Origin of the sequence: Salmonella sp. SJTUF15591 (assembly GCF_043356435.1) — a bacterium.
Taxonomy (GTDB): Bacteria; Pseudomonadota; Gammaproteobacteria; order Enterobacterales; family Enterobacteriaceae; genus Salmonella; species Salmonella enterica.
The window spans coordinates 1-24,967 of record NZ_JBEUJO010000011.1 but is presented as its reverse complement, the minus strand read 5'-3'; the positions used below and the strand labels follow the sequence as shown (position 1 = coordinate 24,967).

Genomic DNA, 24,967 nt, shown 5'->3' with positions numbered 1-24,967 from the left:
AGTGCTACCTTTAACAGTGCAGGGTGATTGTTATTCGTTCAACGAAAGATACTCATTAAATTGCTCAATGCTTGGATAAGAGGATTGGGTGCCTTTCCCGGTGACGCTGAAAGCGGCAAAGAGGACGGCTTTTTTCATGGCGGCTTCCACATCCCCGCTCTGGACGTAGTAATGCGCGAAACAGCCGATAAAGGCATCGCCCGCGCCGCTGGTATCGACAGCGTTCACTCTAAACGCCGGAACATGGACTTCCTGGTCACGCGTCATCCACAGCGCGCCTTTCTCACCCATGGTGACGATAATATTGTTCAGCCCTTTATCTACCAGCGAACGTGCCGCTGCGCGAATATGGTCATAGGTATCCACTGGCATACCGGTTAATATTTCCAGCTCGGTTTCATTGGGTACAAAGAAATCGCATTTACAGGCATAAGACATATCTAATTCCCGTAATGCTGGCGCAGGGTTTAATAACACTTCAATCCCGTGTTTCTTGCCAAATTCTATTGCGTGATAAACCGTTTCAAGCTGAACTTCCAGTTGCAGAACAATAAGCTGGCATTTTTTTAAATCTTCCGCCGCGCGATCGATATCTTCCGGCGAGAGAAACTTGTTAGCGCCTTTGATGATCAGAATGCTGTTGCTGGAGTTGGCGTTGACGAAAATCGGCGCTACGCCGCTGCTGGTACACGGTACTTTTTCTACATACGTCGTATTGATCCCCCAGGATTCGAGATTACGAATGGTGTTGTCGGCAAAAATATCGTCGCCCACTTTGGTCAACATCAATACTTTTGAATTGAGCTTAGCGGCCGCCACGGCCTGGTTCGCCCCTTTTCCGCCGCAGCCGATTTTAAACGCCGGCGCTTCCAGAGTTTCCCCTTCTTTGGGCATCTGGTTGGTGTAGGTGATAAGGTCCACCATGTTAGAGCCAATAACCGCGATATCCATTTTACTCCCTCTCAGAAATCGTCACACGACAATGATATTAAAATAACATTATCATGTTACTTCCGTATCATTTGTGACTATGATCGCGATTAGAGGATCATTTTGCCATTTACTTCGTGAACAATCCCTGGCGGAACATACGCGCATTAAATCATTTTTAGGGTTACAATTTACTGAAAATTAACTATTTATTGTTATAAAACGCGAATAAACCCACTTTTATTTCCTGACGGCCGGAAGTATAGTAGTGCCACACTGTAATGTTCTCAGAAACACATAAATGTTACTGATGGAACATAACAACATGATTTGCGGAGAGGGTGAATGGAGACCAAGCAAAAAGAACGTATCCGACGCTTGATGGAGTTACTGAAAAAGACCGATCGAATCCATCTGAAAGACGCCGCGCGGATGCTGGAAGTTTCGGTGATGACCATTCGCCGCGATCTCAGCCAGGATGATGACCCTTTACCGCTGACGCTGCTCGGCGGCTATATCGTCATGGTAAATAAGCCTGCGCCTTCAACCAATATGCCGCTGCCGGCGAAAAAGACGCATCATAGGGACGACCTTCCCGTTGCGATCCTGGCCGCCGGCCTGGTGCGTGAAAACGATCTGGTTTTTTTTGATAACGGTCCGGAAATGCCATTAGTTATCAGCATGATACCGGATGATATTACCTTTACCGGGATTTGCTACTCGCATCGGGTATTTATCGCGCTGAATGAAAAGCCTAATGCCACGGCGATTTTGTGCGGCGGCACCTATCGGGCCAAGAGCGATGCCTTTTATGATGCCAATAATCCTTCGGCGCTGGATTCGCTCAATCCGCGCAAAGTGTTTATTTCCGCCAGCGGCGTACATGAACATTTTGGCGTGAGCTGGTTTAACCCGGATGATCTTGCCGCCAAACGTAAAGCGATGGAGCGTGGTCTGCGCAAAATTTTGCTGGCGCGTCACGCCCTGTTTGATGAGGTCGCGCCTGCCAGCATTGGTCCGCTTTCTGCCTTTGATGTCCTGATTAGCGATCGCCCATTACCGACAGATTATGCCGTTCACTGTCGGAATGGTTCCGTCAAAGTCATCACGCCTGATTCGGAAAGTGAATAACTTACTCAAAAAAGACGGCAATTTTATTGAACATGGTGGGATCGGACTGGTTTCGTACCACCTTCGCCACGTCTTCCAGTTTATCGATCTGACTGATCATCTGTTCAAGCCGCTGATCGTCATTGACCAGAAGCCAGATGCGGCTCTGATCGCTACCCTGAATCGGTAAACAGAGAATACCCTCAACGTTGAAAGCGCGTCGGGCGAACAGCCCGCAGACGTGGGTCATCACGCCAGGATGGTTGCGAACGGTCAGCTCCAGAATAACGTTATCATGTGATTGTTTCTGCATGGCTTATTCCCCCACCATCTCTGTATTTGCCGCGCCCGGCGGCACCATCGGATACACTTTTTCTTCTGCATCAATGCGCACATGGATCAACGCCGGTCCAGGACGACAAATGATAGCCTGCAACGCCGCCTGCGGATCGGCTTCGTTATTCAAATCACAGGTGTCCAGACCAAACCCGGCGGCAATCTGCATAAAGTTGATGCTCCCCGGATAGGTTGCCGCAAAAACGCCCTGTTTATAGAACAGACTCTGTTGCTGATGTACCAGTCCCAGCGCGTCGTTATTCATCAGGATAATTTTCACATCCAACTGGTTTTCACTGGCGGTAGCCATCTCCTGAATATTCATCATCAAACTACCGTCGCCGGAAAAACACAGCACCTTGTTGCCCGGATTCGCCAGCGCCGCGCCAATCGCCGCGGGCAGACCAAACCCCATGGTGCCCAGCCCGCCGGAAGTCAGCCACTGACGCGGACGGTTGAGCGGATAAGCCTGCGCGGTCCACATCTGATGCTGACCTACGTCAGTGGTAATAATCGCGTTGTCGTCCACACAGGCGGCGACCGCATTAATCAGCCCATAGTGACTAAGCGGGTTATTTTCCTGGGGAATACTGCAAGGGAATTCTTGCTGCAAGTCCGCCACCAACTGATGCCATGCTTCCCGCGGCTGTGCCTCGATATGGGGAATTAACTGTGCCAGTACATCATCGACATCCGCCTGAATAGCCACATGCGGCTGCTTAATTTTGCCTAACTCGGCGCGATCGATATCCACATGGATGATTTTGGCATTCGGACAAAACTGCTCCGTTTTGCCAATCGCCCGGTCATCAAAACGCGCGCCCAGGACAATCAGTAAATCGGCCTCTTGCAGAATAAAATTGGTACTGCGCGCGCCGTGCATCCCCAGCATTCCTAACGACAGCGGATGCGCCTTAGGCAGCATTCCCAGCGCCATTAAGGTCATTGTCGTCGGCAGTTGCGCTTTTTCCGCCAGTTCGCGCACGCGTGTCGGCGCATTGATCACGCCGCCGCCCAGATACAGCACCGGACGCTTCGCCGCGTTAATCATTGCGGCGGCCTCGCGGATACTCTCCGCGCTAAACTCCGGCGGGGGTGATTTTTCCGCCGGCGACGGCAACGCATCCAGCTCAATTGTCGCCGTCTGCACATCTTTAGGAACGTCTATCCACACCGGGCCAGGACGCCCCGACTGCGCCAGACGAAAAGCATCGCTCATCACCTGAGGCAGCTCGTTGATATTTCTGACCAGATAGTTGTGCTTGGTGATGGGGATAGAGATACCGTAGGTATCCACTTCCTGAAACGCGTCAGTACCGATCATGGACGCCGGAACCTGCCCGGTAATGCAGATTAACGGAATGGAATCCAGGCGCGCATCGGCAATGGCCGTGACCAGATTGGTCGCGCCCGGCCCGCTACAGGCCATACAAACAGCAGGTTTACCCTCCGTTCGCGCCATCCCCTGCGCAATAAACCCCGCGCCTTGTTCATGGCGCGCCAGAATATGACGGATTTGCGTACTTTGGCTTAACGCGTCGTAAACGGGGAGGATCGAACCGCCGGGAATGCCGGTGACGATACGAATCCCCTGGCGCTCCAGAAAATGAACAATAAATTCCGCGCCCGTAAAACGCTGAGGTGTAGATGTTGTGCCCGAACTTGCCATGCTCCATTCCTTTTATTCTGAGCCGACGTTCCGGGAAGGTGTCTTAAACAAAAAACCCCGCCCAGTTTGCGCCGGCGGGGTTTTGGAATCGTGTGTGTTCCGGACCCTACGGCGCATTGCCGACGACCACCACCACACGCACGACGACCACTGCGCGAGATGGCGCAGTTGTTAGTAGGGTCGCGTTCAGCATGGAAGGGTTCATTAGGGGCCTTGTCTGTTTGTTATTAACACGTTTTATACAAGCACAGCGCTTTCAGCATGACAACGGAAAAATTTTCATCTGCACAAAAATGCGTCAGCGATCACATTTTTCTACGAATTTACACGCTTTGAGTATAGGCGTGATAAGCGTAGCGCCCTCCGGTAATCGCCGGGATTGATGATCACGCATTTCACAATGCCGGAAAACAAAAAACCTCGCCGAAGCGAGGTTCTTACAGCGTAATGCGGGTGGTAGCCGCGAAGCACACTGTGTTATGTCAACAGCAGAAGTATACGCGTTCTGTGCAGAACGCGCAATTTCGGCGCGAATTTTGATGAATTTGAGTATGGATCAGAAGCTCCGTTCTGTCTATAAATTACTGTTAATTTATACAGTGCTTAACTATAATGTCTTTGACACAATGTGTTATGCGGGGGCCGCATCGTAAACCGGCGCAACGAAGTCCTGGCTGAAACGGGTGGTGCCGTCAGCGCCTTAACCCCCTCGTGAGCACACTGTGTTATGTCAACACGCACACTATTCCTCGCAAAAGGGATCGCGTGCGCAACAGCTGACAACAGGCAGCGGAAAGGTACGTCGGCTGGCAGTGCTCCTTAACCACAGGAGACGCGTATGAGCGTAGTGGATATCACCATTCTTATCCTGAAACTCATTGTTGCAGCACTGCAACTGCTTGATGCTGTTCTGAAATACCTTAAGTAATTCAGATTCAAGCCGCACCGAAGGGGAGCGGGCAACCGCTCCCCTTTCACCTTATCCGCTGGTCTTTCGCTTCCCGGGTATGTTACGTTTTTATGACACCCTCAACGACGCCTGACGCTATGACCCTTTCCGTTTTCTGCATTTTGCTGTTCGCCGCGCTGCTACATGCCAGCTGGAACGCCATTGTCAAAGCGGGAAACGATAAGCTCTACGCCGCGATCGGCGTCAGCGGTTCCGCGGCGGTCATGGCATTGATCCTTTTGCCCTTCTCGCCGCAGCCAGCTCACGCCAGTATCCCTTTTTTAGCGGCCTCTACCGCGCTCCAGGTGGTGTATACCGTCCTGGTGGCGAAAACCTATCAGGTCTCGGACATGAGCCAGACCTATCCTCTTATGCGCGGCACCGCGCCGCTGCTGGTGGCGCTCATTAGCGTTCTGTTTCTTGGCGACAGCCTGTCGTCGATGGCCTGGGTCGGCATCGCAGTGATCTGCATGGCGATACTTGGGATGGCCTGTAATGGCCGCGCCAGCTCTCAACGTGGTGTCGTGCTGGCATTAACTAACGCCTGTTTTATTGCCGGATATACGCTGGTGGACGGGACCGGCGTAAGACTCTCCGAAACGGCGCTGGGCTATACGCTATGGTCATTTTTTCTCAACGGCGCCTGCCTGTTAACCTGGGCGATGATTGCGCGGCGGCGGGAAGCGTCGCGTTATCTGGCGCAACAGTGGAAAAAAGGCATTTTTGGCGGGATTGGCACTATGGGATCTTATGGGCTGGCGCTATGGGCCATGACTCAGGCGCCGCTGGCGGTGGTCGCCGCGCTGCGTGAGACGTCGATTTTATTCGGCGCGCTGATAGCCTGGCTGTTGCTTAAAGAGAAAGTGGCCGGGCTACGTCTGGTGGCGGCTGGCGGGATTGCCCTCGGGGCGATTTTACTCCGTCTGTCATGATTGCCCAATAACAGCCGCAAACGTAACACATTCTCGGCAACATTTGTTGCCGCTTTTGTTTACATATCCTGCCGTTCCTTCGTCTGCCATTGCTGGTCGCTGTCTGGCCTTCTTTTTCTGGTGTGATAGATTCCTCTCGCATTTATGGGAATGCGCAGCAAGTTATTCTTATTTTTTCTTTTTTTGAAAAGTAATCAGCGAAATGAAAAGGCAGAGAAACGTCAATTTGTTGTTGATGTTGGTATTACTGGTGGCCGTAGGGCAGATGGCGCAAACCATTTATATTCCCGCCATCGCCGATATGGCACAAGCGCTAAACGTCCGGGAAGGCGCCGTCCAGAGCGTAATGGCTGCTTACCTCCTGACCTACGGCGTCTCGCAACTGTTTTACGGCCCGCTTTCCGACCGGGTTGGGCGCCGCCCCGTAATCCTCGTCGGCATGTCTATTTTTATGGTAGCGACCCTGATCGCCATGACCACGCATAGTTTGACGGTGTTGATTGCCGCCAGCGCCATGCAAGGGATGGGAACCGGCGTTGGCGGAGTAATGGCGAGAACGCTCCCGCGCGATCTGTATGAAGGAACGCAACTTCGTCACGCCAATAGCCTGTTAAATATGGGGATTCTGGTCAGCCCGCTGTTAGCGCCGCTGATTGGCGGTCTGCTGGATACCCTATGGAACTGGCGCGCGTGTTACGCTTTCCTGCTGGTGCTTTGCGCTGGCGTCACCTTCAGCATGGCGCGCTGGATGCCGGAAACCCGCCCCGCCGGCGCGCCGCGCACACGGCTGATCGCCAGCTATAAAACGCTGTTTGGCAACGGCGCATTTAACTGTTACCTGCTGATGCTAATCGGCGGGCTGGCTGGCATTGCGGTCTTTGAAGCCTGTTCCGGCGTGCTGATGGGGGCAGTATTAGGTCTCAGCAGTATGGTGGTAAGCATTCTGTTTATTCTGCCGATTCCGGCGGCGTTCTTCGGCGCCTGGTTTGCCGGACGCCCGAATAAACGCTTCTCAGCCCTGATGTGGCAGTCAGTTATTTGCTGTCTGCTGGCAGGCCTTATGATGTGGATTCCCGGCTGGTTTGGCGTGATGAACGTCTGGACGCTACTCATCCCCGCTGCGCTGTTTTTCTTCGGCGCCGGGATGTTATTTCCACTGGCCACCAGCGGCGCGATGGAGCCGTTTCCGTTCCTCGCAGGCACCGCTGGCGCGCTGGTCGGCGGGCTGCAAAATATTGGTTCCGGCGTACTGGCGTGGCTTTCGGCAATGCTGCCGCAAACCGGTCAGGGCAGCCTGGGACTGTTGATGACCCTTATGGGATTGCTGATCCTGGCGTGCTGGCTGCCGCTGGCGTCACGGATATCGCATCAGGGGCAGACGGTTTAACGTTCCCCTCGCCCGGCTTTTTGCCGGGCGTTTCACATTCCGGCGCGATCATCGCATTGAGCAGGGGCTCCTGCGCCGGACGCCACGCTCCTTCTTCGCCGTCATAAAACTGTGTGTCCGCGTTTATCGCATACGGAATATGCGCTTTTTTCAGCTCGCAGGCCATAAAACGGGCAAACGCGAACTGTGAAGCGACCGGCGTCATTTTTATCGACTCTCCCGGCGCCCATCCGCCCACCCAGCTTGCATGGCCGGTCTTATGCTGCCAGCGAACCGCAGCGTTAATCCGTGCCCGAATCGCCGCTTTTTCCGCCGCCGTGCCTGACGTCCACGGATATTTACCGCCGCTTTTCAGGGGTCCCCACGGGAAGATGTGCCACTCCGCCAGTACATAGTTCTGGCTTTGCGCCGGCAGTTTAAGCGCCGACAAATCCTCCGGCGCGGCGCGCATGCGGGGGGCAACGAAAATCATCCGCTGTGGGTCAATGGCGTGAATCAGGCGGATGGTTTTGTCATATACGCGATTCAGCGACGCCATATTATGATTGAGTTTGTCGGCAGGCTCATAAATGAGATCGAACCCCAGAAGCGGGGATGTCTGACCAAAATAGCGCGCGACCACGCTCCACCAGTTGATCAGCTCCTTTTCATGGCTGGCGCTGGGATCGGTTTTATACGCATCCGCCTGATAGGCAATAATGGGTATGACGCCATAGTATTCGCAGGCTTCTACCAGCTTACGCAAATGGATGAGGCGCGCTTCCGTCGGCGCGCCTGCCACACGGATACGGACATGCGTTAACCCTTTTGCCTTAAAATCCCGCACGACCAGCGGATCAAACTCGCGGATACCCCGTTCCGTTCGCGCCCAGTCAACATCCATCCCAACGCCAAGCTGCTGCGCATAGCGCGCCGCCGTCAAAGGCATCGGTTTCGCATAGACGACCGCGCTGGTCAGCATGAGAGAGGCAATAAGCGGTTTAAACACGACGCCCCCTAAAATTTTTACCACGGTGATAGCACGTATTTAGCATATTCACTCCCGGCAGGTGTAGCGACAAAGCGTAATAAATCTTCACACCTGTTCCTGCAACCAGCGAATAAATGCCTCGATTTTCGGCCACTGCCTGCCAGGCAGAGTGGTGACATAATAATGCTGATGACATTTCAGCCTCATGTCACCAAAGGGCGCAATCAGTTCACCGCTGTCGAGACGCTTTTGCACCAGCCGTTTACGTCCCATCGCCACGCCAATGTGGTTCATCGCAGCAATCACCGCTAAATCAGAACGATCGAAGCCAATGCCGGATGAATCCGGCAAATTTACTGCAAAATGCTGCGCCCAACTGTGCCACTCATCGGTGCCCGAATCGTTACTCCACGCCTGTCTGTCGTGTAAGAGCGTACAGTACCGCAAGTTATTCAGGTTGTCCTGCAAGGCGAAACGACGGGCATAATCCGGGCTGCAAACGGGCAAAATTGCCTCATCCATTAAAAAATGGTGCGTGAGCTGCGCCGACGGCGCATCGTCAAAATAGATAGCCAGGTCAATACCGGCACGCTGTAGGTTAACGTTATCGTTGCCGGTCAGCATAGTGAGAGAAATTGACGGATAGCGACGGGTAAAGTCCCCCAGCGCAGGCACCAGCCAGCACTGGGCGATAGAGGGACGGGAATACACGGTCAACGTGCCGGACAGTTCCTGATTTTTGATATCGAGGATTTCCTGATTCAACGTATCCAGCGACGATTTCAGCGCCCAGAATACTCGTTTGCCTTCATGGGTAAGCTCCACTTTACGGTGAGAGCGGACAAATAGCTGGATTCCCAACTCGGCTTCCAGTTGATTGATACGATGGCTTACCGCACTGGGGCTTAACGACAGCTCATCTGCCGCCAGAGCAAAGGACTGGTGTCTGGCCGCGACTTCAAAAGTATAGAGTTTGGATAACTGCCAGCCGTTGAGTAAGCGGTTTCGGGTATCGCGAAGGGGTTCCATGGCAACCTCAGTCATCTTTTAATTTCCCGAAGTGTAAAAAAACACGCTGAAAAAATCCGCACATAGATGAAGCAAAATGAACCATATCGCAAAATAAAGGCAATATTAGATGTAAATCACATAGTTGATTCAATTTACATCATGTGAATGGCAAATTATATCGTTTGTCAGGAGGTGCTGTTTTTCTGTCCAATAAGAACAGATTAATCACAGGGTAGGTGAGATATGCACGCTCAAATCTGGGTAGTGAGCACGCTGCTGATCAGCATCGTGTTAATCGTATTGACCATCGTGAAGTTTAAATTCCACCCCTTCCTGGCGTTACTGCTCGCCAGTTTCTTTGTCGGCGCGATGATGGGCATGGGGCCGCTGGAGATGGTCACGGCGATAGAAAACGGAATAGGCGGTACGCTCGGTTTTCTGGCCGCCGTTATCGGTCTTGGCACCATCCTCGGCAAAATGATGGAGGTTTCCGGCGCGGCGGAACGCATCGGGCTTACGCTCCAGCGCTGCCGCTGGCTCTCTGCTGACGTGATCATGGTACTGGTAGGGCTGATTTGCGGTATCACGTTGTTCGTGGAAGTGGGCGTCGTGTTGCTCATCCCACTGGCGTTTTCTATCGCTAAAAAAACCCATACCTCGCTGCTGAAGCTGGCCATTCCGCTGTGTACCGCGCTGATGGCCGTCCATTGCGTGGTACCGCCGCATCCGGCTGCGCTGTTTGTCGCAAATAAACTGGGGGCGGATATCGGCTCGGTGATTGTCTACGGTCTACTGGTCGGGCTGATGGCCTCATTGGTCGGCGGCCCGCTGTTCTTAAAGTTTCTGGGTAATCGTCTGCCGTTCAAGCCCGTACCAACAGAGTTTGCGGATCTTGAAGTGCGCGCCGAAAACACCCTGCCGTCGCTGGGCGCAACGCTGTTTACCGTTCTGCTGCCGATTGGCCTGATGCTGGTGAAAACCGTCGCTGAACTGAATATGGCGAAAGACGGCACGTTGTATACGCTGCTGGAGTTTATCGGTAATCCGATCACCGCGATGTTTATCGCTGTCTTTGTAGCGTATTACATACTCGGTCTGCGCCAGCATATGGGTATGAGCACGCTACTTACCCACACCGAAAACGGCTTTGGCGCCATTGCGAACATCCTGCTGATTATCGGCGCGGGCGGCGCGTTCAACGCCATTCTCAAAAGTAGCGGGCTGGCGGACACGCTGGCGGTGATCCTCTCAAATATGCATATGCACCCGATTCTGCTGGCATGGCTGGTAGCGCTGATTCTGCACGCGGCGGTCGGCTCTGCGACGGTGGCGATGATGGGCGCCACCGCGATTGTTGCGCCCATGCTGCCGCTCTATCCTGACGTCAGCCCGGAGATCATTGCGATTGCCATTGGTTCCGGCGCCATTGGCTGCACGATCGTGACCGATTCCCTGTTCTGGCTGGTCAAGCAGTATTGCGGCGCTACGCTGAATGAAACGTTTAAATACTATACGACGGCCACGTTTATCGCATCTGTCGTTGCACTGGCTGGCACATTCCTGCTTTCCTTTATCATCTGATCGTAAAGAGACGTACTATGGAAAACATACAAAAGCTCATCGCCCGGTATCCTTTGGTCGAGGATCTGGTCGCCCTCAAAGAAACCACCTGGTTTAACCCGGGCGCCACCTCTCTTGCACAAGGTCTACCGTATGTCGGCCTGACGGAGCAGGACGTAAACGCCGCCCATGACCGTCTGGCGCGCTTTGCGCCGTATCTGGCGAAAGCGTTTCCGCAAACCGCTGCCGCTGGCGGCATGATCGAATCTGACGTGGTCGCTATTCCGGCCATGCAAAAGCGGCTGGAAAAAGAGTATGGGCAAACGATCGACGGTGAAATGCTGTTAAAAAAAGACAGTCACCTGGCAATCTCTGGTTCCATTAAAGCGCGCGGCGGCATCTACGAGGTGCTAACGCACGCGGAAAAACTGGCGCTGGAGGCGGGTCTGTTAACCACCGACGATGACTATAGCGTGTTGCTTTCGCCGGAATTTAAACAATTCTTCAGCCAGTACAGTATCGCCGTCGGTTCAACCGGCAATCTGGGGCTATCGATCGGTATCATGAGCGCCTGCATCGGTTTTAAAGTGACGGTACATATGTCTGCCGACGCCCGCGCCTGGAAAAAAGCGAAGCTGCGTAGCCACGGCGTGACGGTCGTAGAATACGAAGATGATTACGGCGTGGCGGTTGAGCAGGGCCGTAAAGCAGCGCAATCCGATCCAAACTGTTTCTTTATCGATGATGAAAACTCCCGCACGCTATTTCTGGGCTATGCGGTAGCGGGTCAGCGTCTGAAAGCGCAATTCGCTCAACAGGGACGCGTCGTTGACGCCAGTCACCCACTGTTTGTTTATCTGCCGTGCGGCGTTGGCGGCGGCCCTGGCGGCGTCGCCTTTGGCCTGAAACTGGCGTTTGGCGACAACGTCCACTGTTTCTTTGCCGAACCGACCCATTCACCCTGCATGTTACTCGGCGTTTATACCGGTCTGCACGATGCCATCTCAGTACAAGATATCGGTATTGATAACCTGACGGCGGCTGACGGCCTGGCGGTAGGTCGCGCTTCGGGCTTTGTTGGGCGGGCAATGGAGCGTCTGCTTGACGGCCTCTATACCTTAGACGATCAAACAATGTACGACATGCTGGGCTGGCTGGCGCAGGAGGAAGGAATTCGACTGGAGCCATCAGCTCTGGCGGGGATGGCCGGACCACAGCGCATTTGCGCCGCCGCCGCGTATCAGCAAAGGCATGGATTCAGTCAGACGCAGCTCGGCAACGCGACGCATCTGGTATGGGCAACCGGGGGCGGCATGGTGCCGGAAGATGAAATGGAACAATACCTGGCAAAAGGACGCTAATACTCGCTCAGTGCCGGAAAGACGGCTGCGCCATCCGGCACGCCATCGCCTGATGGCGCTACGCTTATCAGGCCTGTGACGCTAACGCAGCATCGCCATCAATTCCTCCGGCGAGCGATGCTGTTTCAGTAAATCCCGCATCACCCGCATATGCGGCGAGGAGTAGTTAAAAAAGGTCTGGTAGCCCTCGCAAAGCTGATTTTTCCCCTGGCTATCCCGATGCTCAGGGCATCCGCCGCCGCAAAATCGTAATAAAGAACACTTCTGACATTCAGCGCTTAGCGGCGCCTTGTCCGGCGCTTCAGCGCCATTCCTGCCGCCGCACCACTGCTGTAGCGTCTCATCAAAAAGGCGAACCGAGATACGCTGAATATCTTCACGTACCCAAATATCAAATACGCTATTTAAAAACCGCCCCCAGTCTGCTGAACACAATGAATCCTCGGTCAACATTCCGTTCCGGTCATGTTCCAACAATGGGATAAAATGGACATTGCGAATGCCGAGCCGTTGTAAGTTACGGTACAGTTGCTGAGGGCGCTGGCTATTCTGGCGATTTACGACGACCTGAATCTGGTCATCACTCACGACAATGTCCTGACGTCCTGTCATATAAAATTCCCGATAAATGCAATAAGTTGGCGAATATGGGTAACAGCAAACAGGATTGCGAGCGACAACACCGCGAGGGAGATCAAAAATTTGTCACGCACGACATGAGTTTCGGAAAAATCGCTATGCGCGACATCCATCAAATTACGACTCAGGGTATAACGCCAAAGAATCACCGCCACTATCGCCAGAACGCTGATTGACACCCAGAACAAGAACCCCGCCTGATGCCAGTGGTGCCTGACGGCTAACGCCATTAACGCCCCGTATCCCAGCAGCGTGCGAAACCAGGCCAGCGACGTACGCTCCGGTTGCAGTCCCGGATCGTTCTGCCGACGGGCTTTACGACTATCCGGCATACAGTACCAGCCCCATTACAATCACCGCGACAATCATCAAAATAACGCTGATGATCAACAGGCTATGGGTATAAGGCAAATCCTCTTTCAGGCGCATCGCTTTTTCATTACGTAACCAGCGTAGATAGCCATAAATCGCCAGGCCGCCCGCAAACAGACACAACAGTAGCGCCAGCAGTTCACGGATCACCGGCGTGGCAAAATCCGGGGCGAGCTGATCAAGACCGACGCCTGCCGCCAGAAATCCCAGCGAGGTGCGAATCCACGCCAGAAAGGTGCGCTCATTTGCCAGTGAGAAGCGATAATCCGGCGCTTCTCCGAGGCGGGAAATCTTCATGACGACTCCTTTTACGTTCTTATGTATTCCCGTTCGTTTTCAGAATACCACTCACGTTGTTGCTGATATGCTTCACATTATCCCGCAGCAAGGGAATCTTATTGCAAAATAACTGTAGTTCACTGGTGACGTGTTTCGGCGCAACCGCGCTCATTCCCGCTATTTTTCATTTCAGTTGCGACCTTTTTCAACGCCACCGCCAGGAAAGGCATTATTGCCGAATTAAAAGCTGAAAAACCACCCGTCGCGACGAAAAAAAAGGCGAAGAAGATTGATAACTAACTGAAAAAAATTGGAATTATGCTCGTTGCCATTACGCTGATTAGCGCGTTCATTGAGGAAGGAGATAAGAAGAAGAGCAGAAGTGTGACCGGTGCGGCGCGCGTTATCCAGCCTGGATTTAACACAGTGCATAGGCCGGATAAGCAACGCGCCATCAGGCGCTAACCCATTCCCCAAAAAATCACCGCCAGCAGTTGTGGCGTGATAATACGCAGGAACATCACTAACGGATAGACGGTCGCGTAAGAGAGCGCCGCCGCGCCGCTGGTGGCATGAAGATTGTTGGCAAATGCCAGCGCTGGCGGATCGGTCATCGAACCGGCCAGCATCCCGCACAGCGTCAGATAGTTCATTTTGGCAAAAATCCGCGCCAGCAAACCGACGGTAATCAGCGGAATAGCGGTGATGAAAATACCGTAGCCAATCCAGCTTAATCCTTCGCCCTGCGTCAGCGTATCGACAAAATCGCCGCCGGATTTCAGCCCAACGACCGCCAGAAACAAAACGATGCCTAACTCACGCAGCGCGAGGTTGGCGCTCGGCGGCATAAACCAGTACAGCTTACCGATGCTGCCGATACGCCCCAAAATTAGCGCCATGATCAGCGGCCCGCCGGCTAGCCCCAGTTTTAACGCGACCGGGAATCCCGGCACAAACAACGGGATTGACCCAAGCAGAACCCCTAATCCGATGCCGATAAACACCGGCAGCATCTGCACCTGCTGGAGTTTTTGCTGCGCGTTGCCGACCACATTGGCTACCGCATCAATCGAGGCTGGACGCCCCACCAGATTGAGAATGTCGCCAAACTGCAGGCTAGCGTCACTACTGGCGACCAGCTCAACGCCCGCGCGGTTAAGGCGGGAGATAACCACGTCATAACGCTCTTTAAAGTGCAAATCGCGGATACGTTTGCCGAGCACTTTTTCGTTGGTGACGACCACACGCTCGACGCGTAAATCCGTGCCACGCGTCGACAACGAGGTGTCCACTTCCTTGCCGATCACCAGTTGCGCGTTATGCAGGTCGGTAGATTGGCCGACGAGGTGCAGCAGGTCGCCTGCCTGGATAATCGTCCCCGGCGACGGCACCATCAGCGTGTCGTCGCGTTTCAGGCGTGAGCAAATGATTTTATCGCTGTTCAGGATCGGCACATCCTGGATAGCCATATTATTGAGGTTCGGATTCTCGACACGGATATTCATTGTCTGAATTAATGAATGGCCGTTAGCGAGAGAGGATTCATGCTTCTGCGCCTCCGCCTCGACGTTAACGCGAAAAATCAGCCGCATCAGCCACATGGTGAGCAAAATACCGCAGATGCCAAACGGATACGCCATCGCATAGCTCATCCCCATCTGATCCACCAGATCCACTGGCGTTCCCAGATCGCGCAGGATTTGCTGACCCGCCCCTAACGCAGGCGTATTGGTGACTGCGCCGGAGAAAATCCCCAGCACCACCGGCAGCGGAATAGCGAAAATTTTATGCAGAATCGCGGTGACCAACCCGCCCATAATCACAATCAGAATGGCAAACAGATTCAGACGTAGCCCGGAAACACGCAGCGAGGCGAAAAACCCCGGCCCCACCTGTATGCCGATGGTATAAACAAAAAGGATCAGGCCGAATTCCTGGATAAAGTGCAGCATATCGCCGCTCAGCGTCACCCCAGCCTGATCGACGAAGTGGCCGACGATAATACCGCCGAACAGAACGCCGCCAATACCAAAGCCGACACCGCGCACTTTAATGTTGCCGATCCATAAACCGACAACCGCCACCAACGCCAGAACGCTGACCGTCAATGCGATATCACTCATCTTTTCTTCCCTGTGAGTAACATTTCAATTTATAGGGATTATGACTGAACCGTTAAGGCATATATACAGCATGGCGCACATTCTCATGTTACAAAACCGTCCTGACGTCGGCAGCGTCTTACCCTTTTTCGTGGCACAAAAAAGCCCCGCCATCTCTGGCGGGGCAAGGCAAGGAGCTCATTAGCTATTTAATGCGGAGCGTTCGTTAATGGCGATACGCTGCGGCGCAATGGTTTCCGGCTCGTTACGGGTTAAATCAATATGCAGCAGGCCGTTGGTAAACGTCGCGCCGGAAACTTCCATATTCTCAGCCAGCGTAAAGCTCAGGCTAAAAGGCTGCATGACCAGGCCCTGATGTAACCATTTGGGCTCGTTTTCCGGCTGTTCCGGCGTGCCTTTCACCGTCAGGCGCGTGCCTTCCAGTTGAATATCCAGATCTTCCTGACGGAAACCGGCTAACGCTAAGGTAATGCGATAATGGTTATCGTCGCTTTTTTCGATGTTATAGGGCGGGAAGCTCTGGCTTTCGCCGCTGTTTTGCAGCGCATTGGCCAGCTTGTCAAAACCGATCCATTGACGCAGCAGTGGGGATAAATCGTAGTTACGCATAATCATTTCTCCTTCTAAGAAGCGAGTTTTTACCTTCACACTTTACGTGCGAATATGCTCCCTGACGGCGAGCATGGGATGACAGGCCGCGCAACGCGACCCGACGGAATCAGTTAATTTCGATACGGCGCGGTTTGTTCGCTTCCGGAATCACGCGCTCCAGCTCGATATACAGCAGCCCGTTGACCAGGTTTGCGCCGCGAACGTGAATGTTCTCCGCTAACTGGAACTTACGCTCAAAGTTACGCTCGGCAATGCCCTGATACAGGTAAGTACGTTCTTTCTGCTCGTCCGCATGAGCGCCTTTTACCACCAGTAAATTATCCTGTGCAGTAATCTCCAGTTCGCTTTCCGCGAAACCGGCAACGGCAATGGCGATGCGGTAGTGGTTTTCGTCTACCAGCTCAACGTTGTACGGAGGGTAGCCGCCATTACTTTGGCTTTGGTTATTTTCAAGCAGGTTAAACAGACGGTCAAAACCAATGGCAGAACGGTACAGCGGGGATAAATCAAAGTTACGCATAATCATAAACTCCTGAAATCAGCGAGAATGTCAGACCTTCCATCATGGACAGGCCAGGATTGCCAGAACACCCATCAGGCGTGCCCTTCTATTCACTACGTCTTATAAATGGGTCTGAATACGTACTTTTCAAGTATTTTAATCCGACTTTTTTTTGCAGTTTATTGGCTATTGCATAGACTGGTTGGGACAGCACTGATTGTTAAAGTGCGATTACCGCCACAGTGCCACGTACTGGTGATGTTATTTTTAGCAACGGATCGCTATAACTCATCATGCAAATAACGACAACCAACAGATGAATGAGTGATGATAAAAAACGTGTGGTTAACGCTGATAATATGGAATGGGATGCTTTTATTAGGCGGTTGTTCAAGCGTCATGTCGCACACCGGCGGTAAAGAGGGTACTTATCCTGGCACGCGCGCCAGCGCTACGATGATCGGTAACGATGAGACAAACTGGGGCACCAAATCGTTGGCCATCCTGGATATGCCGTTTACCGCCGTGATGGATACGATCCTTCTGCCGTGGGACATCTTCCGCAAAGACAGTTCGGTAAGATCGCGCGTCGAGAAAAGCGAGGAGGAGACGAAAATGACCAATGCCGTCATCCCCCCGGCGAAGATGCCTCCTCCCTGATTTATCGCCCGGTTTCCGTCACCCATAGCTGACGGAACCCTTTCACCTCTTCCATCCATGCGACGTGTCGCCCATCCGGTGAAAAAACGACGGCGTCCGCCGACGGCGGGTTGTCGTGCCTGGCGGTTAAGAAGTCGATCCTCCCACTTTGTGCGTCGCAGCAGGCAATCCGGTTTTCCAGCACCAGTCCCAGCCATTTACCCGACGGATGCCAGTTAAACGCTGACTGTACGCCGGTCGCATGATGCGTTAACTGCCGGGGCTCGCCTCCCTGCGGCGATATCAGCCACAGTTGCGCTACGCCGTTATCGTCCCGCATCAAAAAGGCGATCGCCGTCGCCTGCGGATTACTGCGGACCCAGTGGCGTGGTTCGTTAGTGAGTCCAGGATAAACACGCTGGTGAGTGAAGGTAAGACGCCGCTGAACTACGCCCAACGGCGGCGATGGCATCGTTGATTCGGTTCCCGTCAGCGGCGTGTCGCCTGCCTGTTTCCAGCCGTTTTCATGACACGGTAAATCGACAATAAACAGCTCCGGGACTTTTTGGCCCGTCAGCGACAGCGTATCGCCAATAAAGGCGATCTGGCGGTTGCCCACCCAGCCCTCTTCATAGGCGCGGTTAATGTCATCGCTGCCAGGTCTCGGCGCAGGCGTCGTGCGGCTAACCAGTACGCACCAGTGGCTACCGCTGTATTCGCGCGGATGCTGAGCCGGCACCGTAACCGGCCCATACGGCACGGCCACGCCGACATTACGCAGATCCAGCGCCGGATCTCGCTCATGCAGAACGTGGTCATTATAGGTAAAACTCACCAGCTCGCCGTTCGGGCTAAACACATGGACGTGGCTGCCGCCGCGCAGCGCGCCGGGAGTATACGGCGCAGTAATATCCATCGCATCGAGGTTAGTTACGCCCCCCGGCGTTGCAATAACGCCCCGGCGGTGGTGGAAATCGTAATGCCACGTCTCATCAGGGTTTTCAGGGCCATGAATAAACACATAGTGATTGTCGGCAGGATGCACCGTCACCACACCGACATGCGCGCCCTGCACGGCGCGATAAATCACCTCCACGTCGCCGGTATGCACATTGACACGCTCAATAGTCTTGCCCGTAAATGACGCGCCTGAAGGCCGTACATCAAAGACCAGCCACTGGCTGTCAGGTGTCCAGGTATTGGTGTTGGTAAGCTGGTGATGGCGCGGCGTAAAGGTGATTTGTTTCATGGGATGTCCTGATAAGAGACGATGCTCGCCATCATACTTCACACGGGCTTTACTTTCAGGCTTTAGCGTATCATTGGGATAGCCAGGCCCGGTGGCGCCACGCCACCGGGCCGTCAGGGTCTTATTTCTCCTGCGCCAGCCGGATACTGCGCTCTATCACCGCCCGCCTGGCGTCACCCGCCGGCAGCAGCTTCAGCATCATCTCCCAGGCCGCCACCGCCTCGCCAAAGCGCTGCTGCTCAAAGGCGCTGAACGCATACAGGCTTAACACCCGGATATCCGTGTGGTCGCGGCTCACCAGCCGGCGCAGCAGCTCCCCGCCACGGCGGTTATCCTCCGGGTCGGACGAGCGCGTCAGCGCCTCCGCGTAGCCCAGCGCCGCATCGCGGTTTTTCGGGTCCAGCCGGTACGCGTTCGCATAGGCCCCGGTGGCGGTACCGGCATTACCCAGTACCATGCCAATGCGCCCCAGCATGAGCCAGCCCTCAACATTGCCGGCATCATTCTGCAGGCGGGTGCGCAGCCCCAGCGCCAGCCGCGCCATCTCCTCCTCATTCAGCGGCTGCGCCTGCGGGTCCAGCGCCCGCGCCAGCAGCCCGGGCGTCTGCGCCGTCGCCTGCTGCCAGGCCCTCACCTGCGGATAGCTGCCGGTCAGGGCGTAGCTGCCGGCGCCGACCGCCAGCGCAATGACGGCCCCCGGCACGTAAACGCCCCACCCGGCGCGCGCGCCGCAAACCGGGGTGTCCGCCGGCAGCGGCTCCCGGCGCAGGCGCACCCGCCGGCGCGTGCGGGCGACGATTATCCACCCGCCCGCCACGATGGCGGCCAGCGGCAGCACCCACAGCAGCACCGTCAGCGGGGTCAGCGGCGGGTCGTAGGTGACAAAGTTGCCGTAGCGCGCCACCATATAATCGATGATTTCCTGGCGGCTCTTCCCCTCCTGCATCAGGTCATACACCCTGCGGCGCATGTCGGTGGCTATCATCGCGTTCGAGTCCGCAATGCTGTTGTTCTGGCATTTCGGGCAGCGCAGCTGCTCCGTGAGCTGGCGGAACTGCTGCTCCTGCGCTTCATCTTTAAACGGCATCACGTCGGTGGTCGCCCGCGCTGACCCGGCGATAACCAGCGCCAGCATCAGCATCACCATGCCCGGTAACAGTCTCATTGCGCCGCCTCCCGGCTGTATCTGTCCCACAGCGGTTTCAGTTCACTTTCCCATACCCGGGCATTCAAATCGCCCGCATGGCGGTAGCGGATAATCCCCCTGCCGTCGATGAGGAAGGTTTCCGGCGCGCCGTACACGCCCAGGTCCAGCCCCAGCATCCCGTCGCTGTCCGATAAACTCAGCGCATACGGGTTACCCAGTTCTTTTAACCAGGCCACCGCCTTCGCCCGGTCATCCTTATAGTTCAGCCCGACCACCCGGATACCCTGCGCGGCCAGCCGGTTCAGGTACTGATGCTCGGCGCGGCAGGTCGGGCACCAGGTGGCCCAGACGTTAAGCAGCACCGGTTTCCCCTGCGTCAGCACCTCCGCCTGGTAGTACTGACCCGGCGTCTCCAGCGATTCCAGGCGGAACGCCGGCACCGGCTTTCCGGTCAGTGCCGATTCGAGATTCGTCGGGTCATCCCCCTGCGCGTTGCGCGCCAGCTGCCACAGCAGCGCCGCGGCAATCAGCAGAAAAATCAGCAGCGGTAATAACAGTACGTTGCGTTTCATCCGGCCTCCGGCAATGGTTTACGGCGGCGGTAGCGCGGGTCCGCCAGGCACAGCAGCCCGCCCAGCGCCATCAGCAGCCCCCCGGCCCATATCCAGCGGACAAACGGTTTGTAGTACAGGCGCACGGCCCACGCGCCGTTGTCCAGCTCCTCCCCGAGCGCGGCGTACAGGTCGCGGGTCAGCCCGCCGTCAATCGCCGCCTCGGTCATCACCATCCGGCTGGTGTTGTAGAGCCGTTTCTCCGCGTGCAGCACCGCCTCCGGCTCGCCGTGGCGCGTCACCCCGATGAGGGCCACCCCGCCGCGGTAGTTGGGGCCGGTGATGTCCCGCACCTCCCGGAAGGTGAAGCGGTAGTCGTGAATGGTCACGCTGTCGCCCGCCCGCATCCGCACGTCACGCTCCACGCTGTAATTCTGGCTGAAGGCGATGCCGGTAATCGTCACCGCCAGCCCGAGGTGCGCCGCCACCATTCCCCAGTAGCTGAGAGAGGTTTTCGTGCCGCGGGACACGCGCTGTACGGCTTCGGCCACCGCCAGCACCGCAATCCAGCAGGCCATCGCCATCCCCACCGCCGTCATGGCGATGATTTTATCTTCCAGCAGCCATGGCAAAAGTACCGACAGCACCAGGGTGGAGACCAGGGCGGTGAGCAGCAGTTTCCTGATGTTACGCGGCCGGTCCCGGCCCCAGCGCACCAGCGGCCCCACCCCCAGCAGCAGGGCAAAGGGGACCATCAGCCAGGTGAACATGGTGTTAAAGAACGGCTCCCCCACCGAAATGCTGCCCAGCCCCAGCTGTTTGTGCACCAGCGGCAGCAGGGTGCCCAGCAGCACCACCAGCATGGCGGCCATCAGCAGGACGTTGTTGCCGAGCAGCAGCGACTCGCGCGACCACAGCGTGTTGTTCACCCGCGAACGCACCCTGTGCCCGCGCACGGCGAACAGCAGCAGCGAGCCGCCGGTGACCAGCACCATAAAGGCGAGGATAAACATTCCGCGCGCCGGGTCGGAGGCGAAGGCGTGCACCGACACCAGCACCCCGGAGCGCACCAGGAAGGTGCCCAGCAGGCACAGCGAGAAGGCGCAGATGGACAGCAGCAGCGTCCACGCCTTAAAGCCGGCGCGCTGTTCCGTGACCGCCAGCGAGTGCAGCAGGGCGGTACCCGCCAGCCACGGCATAAAGGAGGCGTTCTCCACCGGGTCCCAGAACCACCAGCCGCCCCAGCCCAGCTCGTAGTAGGCCCACGCCGAGCCGAGCACGATGCCCAGCGTCAGGAACACCCACGCCGCCAGCGTCCACGGGCGGGCAAAACGGGTGAACGCGCTGTCCAGACGCCCGCTCAGCAGCGCGGCGATGGCGAAGGCGAAGGCCACCGAGAAGCCGACATAGCCCATGTACAGCAGCGGCGGGTGGAAAATCAGCCCCGGGTCCTGCAGCAGCGGGTTCAGGTCGCGCCCCTCCACCGGAAAGGCCGGCAGCGTGCGGGCGAACGGGCCGGAGGTGAACAGGATGAACGCCAGAAAACCGGCGCAGACCATCCCCATCACCGCCAGCACCCGGGCGACGATATCCGCCGGCACCCGCCGGCTGAACACCGCCACCGCCAGGGTCCAGCCGCTCATCAGCAGCACCCACAGCAGCAGCGAGCCCTCGTGCGCTCCCCAGGTGGCGGCCACCCGGTACCACACCGGCAGCTGCGTGTTCGAGTTGCCGGCGACATAGGCCACGGTGAAGTCGTTAACCACAAAGGCGTGCACCAGCACGAAAAACGCGCCCGCCACGCAGATGAACAGCAGCCAGGCGAACACCCCGGCCGACGCCATCATCCGCGCGTCGCCGCGCGCCACGCCCCACAGCGGGTAAACGGACAGCAGCAGCGCCACGCCGAGCGCCAGGCACAGCAGTGCGTGGCCGTATTCAGGCATCATGATGAGGTGTCCTTATCAGCGCGTTGCGGGCGGCGGTGGTTTTCCTGCATCGCCTTTTCCACTTCCGGCGGGGTGTAGTTCTCGTCATGCTTGGCCAGCACCTCGTGCGCCAGAACGTGGTTGCCCTTCTCCAGGGTGCCCTGCACCACCACCCCCTGCCCCTCGCGGAACAGGTCCGGCAGTATCCCCTCATAGCTCACCGTCACCGACCCTTCGGCGTCGTAGAGGCTGAAGTTCACCTTCAGCGAGTCCGGGTCGCGCCTGACGCTGCCGGGCATCACCATCCCGCCGACGCGCAGGCGCTGGCCCACCGCCGGCAGCTGCTGCGTCTCGCGCTTGCCGTAGAGGATTTCGCCGGGGGTATAGAACAGGTCGATATTCGCGCGCAGCGCGTACAGGACCAGGGCGGTGGTCAGCCCCAGGCCCGCCAGCACCGCGCAGACCACCCGTAACCGGTTTTTACGTCGCAGGTTCACGCGGCCTCCTGTTGCGCCTGTGCGGCACGCATCCGCGCCTCGCGCGCCCGCTGCTGCGCCACGCCGCGCAGAATGGCCCGGCGCTGCAGCACCGTGTGCAGCGCCAGCAGCGCCAGCGGCGCCACGGTCATCGCCACCGCCAGCCAGACAAAAAAGGCGTACCCGCCCATGGCGAAAAAATCGCTCCACGATGAAAATGCCGGACTCACCGGTGCCCCCTTTTCAGTATCAGTTCGCTCACCCACGGGCGGCGTTTTTCCATCAGTAAAATCAGGTTGCGCATCCGCATCAGCGCCAGCGTCATAAAGAGCAGCAGGTAGCCGGCGATGGCCCAGCGCAGCGGCGAGCGCATCGCCGGGTCGATGCTCTGCTGCATCCGCGTCGAGCCCTGGTGCAGGGTGTTCCACCACTCGACGGAATAGTGGATAACCGGCAGGTTCACCACGCCGACCAGCACCAGAATGCCCGCCGCGCGCCCGGCCATTTTACGGTCGTCAAAGGCGTGCCACAGGGCGATGACCCCGGCGTAGAGAAACAGCAGCACCAGCTCCGAGGTCAGGCGCGCGTCCCACACCCACCAGGTGCCCCACATCGGTTTGCCCCACGCCGCGCCGGTGACCAGCGCGATGAAGGTGTACACCGCCCCCACCGGCGCCATCGCCGCGACGGCAAGGCTGGCCATTTTCATCTGCCAGACCAGCCCGGTAAACGCCGCCACCGCCATCGCCGCATAGATACCCATTGACCAGATGGCCGCCGGGACATGCAGGTACATAATGCGGTAGCCCTCCCCCTGCTGGTAGTCCGCCGGGGCGAAACCAAAGCCCCGGACCCAGCCGGTGGCCAGCGCGATGATGCCGGCCGCCGCCAGCCACGGCACGAGCCTGCCGCAAATCTGATACAGCCGGGGCGGCGCCGCCAGCTGATGAAGGGTTTTCCACATAGTCGTCACCTGACCTCCTGAAACCAGTAAAATGTCCGTCGTGCCGGGGCGCTACTGCGTACTGATGCGCAGCGCCGCCGCGGTGGCGAACGGGCTTAACGTCGCGCTGCCCGCCAGCAGCGCCCCCAGCACCGCCAGATAGCCGTCAGCGGGTAAATGCATCGATGCCGCGTCCATCGCCGCAGCGGCGAAAATCAGCACCGGAACACTCAGCGGCAGCACCAGAATGCCCAGCAGGACGCCGCCGCGCCGCAGGCCGGCCGTCAGCGCAACGCCCGGCGCGGCGAGAAACCCCAGCGCCGGCGTGCCGAGCAGCAGCGTCAGCGCCATGATTTTCCAGCCGTACACGTCCATCCCCAGCAGCAGCGCCACCAGCGGGGAGAGCATCATCAGCGGCAGGCCGGTCACCGCCCAGTGGGCCAGCACCTTCGCCAGCACCACCGCCGGCAGCGGCACCGGCAGCAGCATCAGCTGCTCCAGGCTGCCGTCCTGCAGGTCGTCGCGAAACAGCCGCTCCAGCGCCAGCAGCGAGGCCAGCAGCGCCGCCACCTGGATGATGCCCGGCGCGATACGCGCCAGCAGCTGCGGCTGCGGCCCGACGCTTAACGGAAACAGGGTGATGACCATCAGGAAGAACCACAGCGGGCCGGCGATGTCCGCGCCGTGGCGGAACGCCACGCGCAGCTCGAGACAGAAGACACGCCACATCACAGCCCGGCCCCCCCGCCGGTCAGCGCCAGGCGGCGGACGGTGTCCGCGGTCCCCGGCAGCGGCTGGTGGGTGGTGAGAATGACCATCCCGCCCTGCGCCGTGTGTGCCGCCATCCGCCGGGTGAGGCGCGCCACGCCGTTAACGTCAATGGCGGTGAACGGCTCGTCGAGCACCCACAGCGCGGCGCGGGTCAGCCACAGGCGGGCCAGCGCCACCCGGCGCTGCTGCCCGGCCGAGAGCCGGGCGACCGGCACGTCCTCAAATCCCGCCAGCCCGGCCTGCGCCAGCGCCTCCGGGAGGCGCGCGCCGTCACCGGGGTGGAAGAAGTGCAGGTTCTCCCGCGCCGTCAGGCGGGATTTAATCCCCGGCTGGTGCCCTATCCACAGCAGACTGCGATGGAAGCTGTCGCGCACGCGGCGCAGGGGCTCGCCCTGCCAGTACACCTCCCCGCCGTCCGGGCGCGCCAGCCCGGTCAGCAGGCGCAGCAGGGTGGTTTTTCCGGCGCCGTTGCCGCCGGTGACCTGCACCCACTCCCCGGCCTCCACGGTGAACGACAGCCC

Annotated in this window: 28 protein-coding genes, 1 pseudogene and 1 other annotated feature; of the genes and pseudogenes, 8 read left to right on the top strand and 21 right to left on the bottom strand. The window is 57.2% G+C overall.

All coding sequences use genetic code 11. The annotated features are described in order from the left end of the window. Positions 1-30: 30 nt before the first annotated feature. Positions 31-951, bottom strand: a complete 921-nt coding sequence (gene rbsK, locus ABVM99_RS20580) for a ribokinase (RefSeq protein ID WP_000350272.1) — start codon at positions 949-951, stop codon at positions 31-33. A 324-nt stretch (positions 952-1,275) separates the two neighbouring features. On the opposite strand from rbsK, the gene ABVM99_RS20575 reads away from it, so the two are divergent. Next, positions 1,276-2,061: a DeoR family transcriptional regulator gene (locus tag ABVM99_RS20575; protein WP_023194409.1), complete on the top strand. Its 786-nt coding sequence runs from the start codon at positions 1,276-1,278 to the stop codon at positions 2,059-2,061. 1 nt (position 2,062) lies between these two features. Here the strand turns inward: ABVM99_RS20575 and ilvN are convergent, their stop codons facing one another. From ilvN to ivbL, 3 genes are all read right to left on the bottom strand, one after another. Beyond that, positions 2,063-2,353 carry an acetolactate synthase small subunit gene (ilvN, locus tag ABVM99_RS20570; RefSeq protein WP_001171826.1) on the bottom strand — a complete coding sequence of 97 codons (291 nt, stop codon included), beginning with the start codon at positions 2,351-2,353 and terminating at the stop codon, positions 2,063-2,065. Positions 2,354-2,356: 3 nt separating this feature from the next. Continuing rightward, the gene (gene ilvB, locus ABVM99_RS20565) at positions 2,357-4,045 is read right to left on the bottom strand and encodes an acetolactate synthase large subunit (RefSeq protein WP_023194408.1); all 1,689 of its coding nucleotides are present in this window, start codon (positions 4,043-4,045) and stop codon (positions 2,357-2,359) included. Positions 4,046-4,151: 106 nt separating this feature from the next. Next, positions 4,152-4,250: an ilvB operon leader peptide IvbL gene (gene ivbL, locus ABVM99_RS20560; RefSeq protein WP_001541152.1), complete on the bottom strand. Its 99-nt coding sequence runs from the start codon at positions 4,248-4,250 to the stop codon at positions 4,152-4,154. Positions 4,251-4,772: 522 nt separating this feature from the next. Here ivbL and ABVM99_RS20555 point away from each other — a divergent pair. From ABVM99_RS20555 to emrD, 4 genes and pseudogenes are all read left to right on the top strand, one after another. Next, positions 4,773-4,887 (top strand): annotated as a pseudogene (locus ABVM99_RS20555) (hypothetical protein). Further along, the gene (gene tisB, locus ABVM99_RS20550; protein WP_000117642.1) at positions 4,884-4,973 is read left to right on the top strand and encodes a type I toxin-antitoxin system toxin TisB; all 90 of its coding nucleotides are present in this window, start codon (positions 4,884-4,886) and stop codon (positions 4,971-4,973) included. The pseudogene ABVM99_RS20555 and the gene tisB overlap by 4 nt, the downstream one beginning before the upstream one ends. 92 nt (positions 4,974-5,065) lie before the next feature. After that, complete coding sequence (locus ABVM99_RS20545; protein WP_001531658.1) at positions 5,066-5,926, top strand: DMT family transporter; 861 nt, start codon at positions 5,066-5,068, stop codon at positions 5,924-5,926. A gap of 202 nt (positions 5,927-6,128) precedes the next feature. After that, positions 6,129-7,313 (top strand): multidrug efflux MFS transporter EmrD, encoded by a 1,185-nt coding sequence (gene emrD / locus ABVM99_RS20540; RefSeq protein WP_000828742.1) that lies wholly within the window; start codon positions 6,129-6,131, stop codon positions 7,311-7,313. Here emrD and ABVM99_RS20535 read toward each other — a convergent pair. Together ABVM99_RS20535 and dsdC are read right to left on the bottom strand one after the other, a co-directional pair. Continuing rightward, a complete protein-coding gene (locus ABVM99_RS20535; RefSeq protein WP_000238924.1) occupies positions 7,240-8,325 on the bottom strand; it encodes a cellulase family glycosylhydrolase in 1,086 nt (361 codons plus the stop codon). The genes emrD and ABVM99_RS20535 overlap by 74 nt on opposite strands. Before the next feature lie 63 nt (positions 8,326-8,388). After that, positions 8,389-9,312: a DNA-binding transcriptional regulator DsdC gene (gene dsdC, locus ABVM99_RS20530; RefSeq protein ID WP_001651066.1), complete on the bottom strand. Its 924-nt coding sequence runs from the start codon at positions 9,310-9,312 to the stop codon at positions 8,389-8,391. Between the two features lie 225 nt (positions 9,313-9,537). Between dsdC and dsdX the strand changes: the two genes are divergently transcribed. Together dsdX and dsdA are read left to right on the top strand one after the other, a co-directional pair. Continuing rightward, positions 9,538-10,875, top strand: coding sequence for a D-serine transporter DsdX (dsdX, locus tag ABVM99_RS20525; protein ID WP_000543319.1), 1,338 nt, complete (start codon positions 9,538-9,540; stop codon positions 10,873-10,875). Positions 10,876-10,892: 17 nt separating this feature from the next. Continuing rightward, on the top strand, positions 10,893-12,215 hold the full coding sequence (gene dsdA, locus ABVM99_RS20520; protein ID WP_000427986.1) for a D-serine ammonia-lyase: 1,323 nt from the start codon (positions 10,893-10,895) through the stop codon (positions 12,213-12,215). Between the two features lie 81 nt (positions 12,216-12,296). Here dsdA and ABVM99_RS20515 read toward each other — a convergent pair whose 3' ends face one another. The 6 genes from ABVM99_RS20515 to ibpA form a co-directional block, all read right to left on the bottom strand. Further along, positions 12,297-12,827 (bottom strand): radical SAM protein, encoded by a 531-nt coding sequence (locus ABVM99_RS20515; protein WP_000147830.1) that lies wholly within the window; start codon positions 12,825-12,827, stop codon positions 12,297-12,299. Further along, positions 12,824-13,186, bottom strand: coding sequence for a DUF202 domain-containing protein (locus ABVM99_RS20510; RefSeq protein WP_001113454.1), 363 nt, complete (start codon positions 13,184-13,186; stop codon positions 12,824-12,826). Before ABVM99_RS20510 ends, ABVM99_RS20515 begins: the two co-directional genes overlap by 4 nt. Further along, the gene (locus ABVM99_RS20505) at positions 13,176-13,523 is read right to left on the bottom strand and encodes a YidH family protein (protein WP_000703964.1); all 348 of its coding nucleotides are present in this window, start codon (positions 13,521-13,523) and stop codon (positions 13,176-13,178) included. Before ABVM99_RS20505 ends, ABVM99_RS20510 begins: the two co-directional genes overlap by 11 nt. A gap of 443 nt (positions 13,524-13,966) precedes the next feature. Then, entirely contained in the window at positions 13,967-15,628 is a 1,662-nt protein-coding gene (locus tag ABVM99_RS20500) for a putative transporter (RefSeq protein ID WP_001279781.1), read from the bottom strand. Between the two features lie 180 nt (positions 15,629-15,808). Then, complete coding sequence (gene ibpB / locus ABVM99_RS20495; protein ID WP_001246919.1) at positions 15,809-16,237, bottom strand: small heat shock chaperone IbpB; 429 nt, start codon at positions 16,235-16,237, stop codon at positions 15,809-15,811. Between the two features lie 109 nt (positions 16,238-16,346). Further along, the gene (gene ibpA, locus ABVM99_RS20490) at positions 16,347-16,760 is read right to left on the bottom strand and encodes a small heat shock chaperone IbpA (RefSeq protein ID WP_001532742.1); all 414 of its coding nucleotides are present in this window, start codon (positions 16,758-16,760) and stop codon (positions 16,347-16,349) included. Beyond that, positions 16,754-16,827: a sequence feature (ROSE (Repression Of Heat Shock gene Expression) occurs in the 5'-region of heat shock genes and acts as an RNA thermometer to modulate expression.), on the bottom strand. Its footprint overlaps the gene before it by 7 nt. A gap of 242 nt (positions 16,828-17,069) precedes the next feature. Here ibpA and ABVM99_RS20485 point away from each other — a divergent pair. Further along, entirely contained in the window at positions 17,070-17,402 is a 333-nt protein-coding gene (locus ABVM99_RS20485; RefSeq protein ID WP_001675643.1) for a YceK/YidQ family lipoprotein, read from the top strand. A 1-nt stretch (position 17,403) separates the two neighbouring features. On the opposite strand, the gene ABVM99_RS20480 is transcribed toward ABVM99_RS20485, so the two are convergent. The 9 genes from ABVM99_RS20480 to ccmA all read right to left on the bottom strand — a co-directional run. Then, positions 17,404-18,630, bottom strand: coding sequence for a DUF3748 domain-containing protein (locus ABVM99_RS20480; protein WP_023194406.1), 1,227 nt, complete (start codon positions 18,628-18,630; stop codon positions 17,404-17,406). 121 nt (positions 18,631-18,751) lie between these two features. Next, complete coding sequence (locus ABVM99_RS20475; RefSeq protein WP_079810445.1) at positions 18,752-19,795, bottom strand: cytochrome c-type biogenesis protein CcmH; 1,044 nt, start codon at positions 19,793-19,795, stop codon at positions 18,752-18,754. Further along, positions 19,792-20,349 (bottom strand): thiol:disulfide interchange protein DsbE, encoded by a 558-nt coding sequence (gene dsbE / locus ABVM99_RS20470; RefSeq protein ID WP_000828299.1) that lies wholly within the window; start codon positions 20,347-20,349, stop codon positions 19,792-19,794. Before dsbE ends, ABVM99_RS20475 begins: the two co-directional genes overlap by 4 nt. Continuing rightward, entirely contained in the window at positions 20,346-22,277 is a 1,932-nt protein-coding gene (locus ABVM99_RS20465; RefSeq protein WP_023194940.1) for a heme lyase CcmF/NrfE family subunit, read from the bottom strand. Before ABVM99_RS20465 ends, dsbE begins: the two co-directional genes overlap by 4 nt. Continuing rightward, complete coding sequence (gene ccmE / locus ABVM99_RS20460; RefSeq protein WP_023194941.1) at positions 22,274-22,753, bottom strand: cytochrome c maturation protein CcmE; 480 nt, start codon at positions 22,751-22,753, stop codon at positions 22,274-22,276. The genes ABVM99_RS20465 and ccmE overlap by 4 nt, the downstream gene beginning before the upstream one ends. After that, positions 22,750-22,962, bottom strand: coding sequence for a heme exporter protein CcmD (gene ccmD / locus ABVM99_RS20455; RefSeq protein ID WP_000074110.1), 213 nt, complete (start codon positions 22,960-22,962; stop codon positions 22,750-22,752). Before ccmD ends, ccmE begins: the two co-directional genes overlap by 4 nt. Continuing rightward, positions 22,959-23,696: a heme ABC transporter permease gene (locus ABVM99_RS20450; protein ID WP_000265996.1), complete on the bottom strand. Its 738-nt coding sequence runs from the start codon at positions 23,694-23,696 to the stop codon at positions 22,959-22,961. The genes ccmD and ABVM99_RS20450 overlap by 4 nt, the downstream gene beginning before the upstream one ends. A 51-nt stretch (positions 23,697-23,747) precedes the next feature. After that, positions 23,748-24,407, bottom strand: coding sequence for a heme exporter protein CcmB (gene ccmB / locus ABVM99_RS20445; RefSeq protein WP_023194942.1), 660 nt, complete (start codon positions 24,405-24,407; stop codon positions 23,748-23,750). Further along, positions 24,404-24,967: cytochrome c biogenesis heme-transporting ATPase CcmA (gene ccmA, locus ABVM99_RS20440; RefSeq protein WP_117341593.1), on the bottom strand; the 564-nt coding region annotated here is incomplete at its 5' end. The genes ccmA and ccmB, both read right to left, overlap by 4 nt.

Excerpts from the sequence above, each read along its gene's own strand:
- ABVM99_RS20475 (WP_079810445.1), bottom strand. The coding sequence starts at position 19,795 with ATGAGACTGTTACCGGGCATGGTGATGCTGATGCTGGCGCTGGTTATC.
- dsdC (WP_001651066.1), bottom strand. The coding sequence starts at position 9,312 with ATGGAACCCCTTCGCGATACCCGAAACCGCTTACTCAACGGCTGGCAG.
- ilvN (WP_001171826.1), bottom strand. The coding sequence starts at position 2,353 with ATGCAGAAACAATCACATGATAACGTTATTCTGGAGCTGACCGTTCGC.
- dsdX (WP_000543319.1), top strand. The coding sequence starts at position 9,538 with ATGCACGCTCAAATCTGGGTAGTGAGCACGCTGCTGATCAGCATCGTG.
- ABVM99_RS20515 (WP_000147830.1), bottom strand. The coding sequence starts at position 12,827 with ATGACAGGACGTCAGGACATTGTCGTGAGTGATGACCAGATTCAGGTC.
- ABVM99_RS20485 (WP_001675643.1), top strand. The coding sequence starts at position 17,070 with ATGATAAAAAACGTGTGGTTAACGCTGATAATATGGAATGGGATGCTT.
- ibpA (WP_001532742.1), bottom strand. The coding sequence starts at position 16,760 with ATGCGTAACTTTGATTTATCCCCGCTGTACCGTTCTGCCATTGGTTTT.
- ABVM99_RS20465 (WP_023194940.1), bottom strand. The coding sequence starts at position 22,277 with ATGATGCCTGAATACGGCCACGCACTGCTGTGCCTGGCGCTCGGCGTG.
- ABVM99_RS20545 (WP_001531658.1), top strand. The coding sequence starts at position 5,066 with ATGACACCCTCAACGACGCCTGACGCTATGACCCTTTCCGTTTTCTGC.
- ABVM99_RS20510 (WP_001113454.1), bottom strand. The coding sequence starts at position 13,186 with ATGCCGGATAGTCGTAAAGCCCGTCGGCAGAACGATCCGGGACTGCAA.
- ABVM99_RS20450 (WP_000265996.1), bottom strand. The coding sequence starts at position 23,696 with ATGTGGAAAACCCTTCATCAGCTGGCGGCGCCGCCCCGGCTGTATCAG.
- tisB (WP_000117642.1), top strand. The coding sequence starts at position 4,884 with ATGAGCGTAGTGGATATCACCATTCTTATCCTGAAACTCATTGTTGCA.
- ABVM99_RS20500 (WP_001279781.1), bottom strand. The coding sequence starts at position 15,628 with ATGAGTGATATCGCATTGACGGTCAGCGTTCTGGCGTTGGTGGCGGTT.
- ABVM99_RS20575 (WP_023194409.1), top strand. The coding sequence starts at position 1,276 with ATGGAGACCAAGCAAAAAGAACGTATCCGACGCTTGATGGAGTTACTG.
- ABVM99_RS20480 (WP_023194406.1), bottom strand. The coding sequence starts at position 18,630 with ATGAAACAAATCACCTTTACGCCGCGCCATCACCAGCTTACCAACACC.
- ibpB (WP_001246919.1), bottom strand. The coding sequence starts at position 16,237 with ATGCGTAACTACGATTTATCCCCACTGCTGCGTCAATGGATCGGTTTT.
- ABVM99_RS20505 (WP_000703964.1), bottom strand. The coding sequence starts at position 13,523 with ATGAAGATTTCCCGCCTCGGAGAAGCGCCGGATTATCGCTTCTCACTG.
- ilvB (WP_023194408.1), bottom strand. The coding sequence starts at position 4,045 with ATGGCAAGTTCGGGCACAACATCTACACCTCAGCGTTTTACGGGCGCG.
- dsdA (WP_000427986.1), top strand. The coding sequence starts at position 10,893 with ATGGAAAACATACAAAAGCTCATCGCCCGGTATCCTTTGGTCGAGGAT.
- ivbL (WP_001541152.1), bottom strand. The coding sequence starts at position 4,250 with ATGAACCCTTCCATGCTGAACGCGACCCTACTAACAACTGCGCCATCT.
- rbsK (WP_000350272.1), bottom strand. The coding sequence starts at position 951 with ATGGATATCGCGGTTATTGGCTCTAACATGGTGGACCTTATCACCTAC.
- dsbE (WP_000828299.1), bottom strand. The coding sequence starts at position 20,349 with ATGAAACGCAACGTACTGTTATTACCGCTGCTGATTTTTCTGCTGATT.
- emrD (WP_000828742.1), top strand. The coding sequence starts at position 6,129 with ATGAAAAGGCAGAGAAACGTCAATTTGTTGTTGATGTTGGTATTACTG.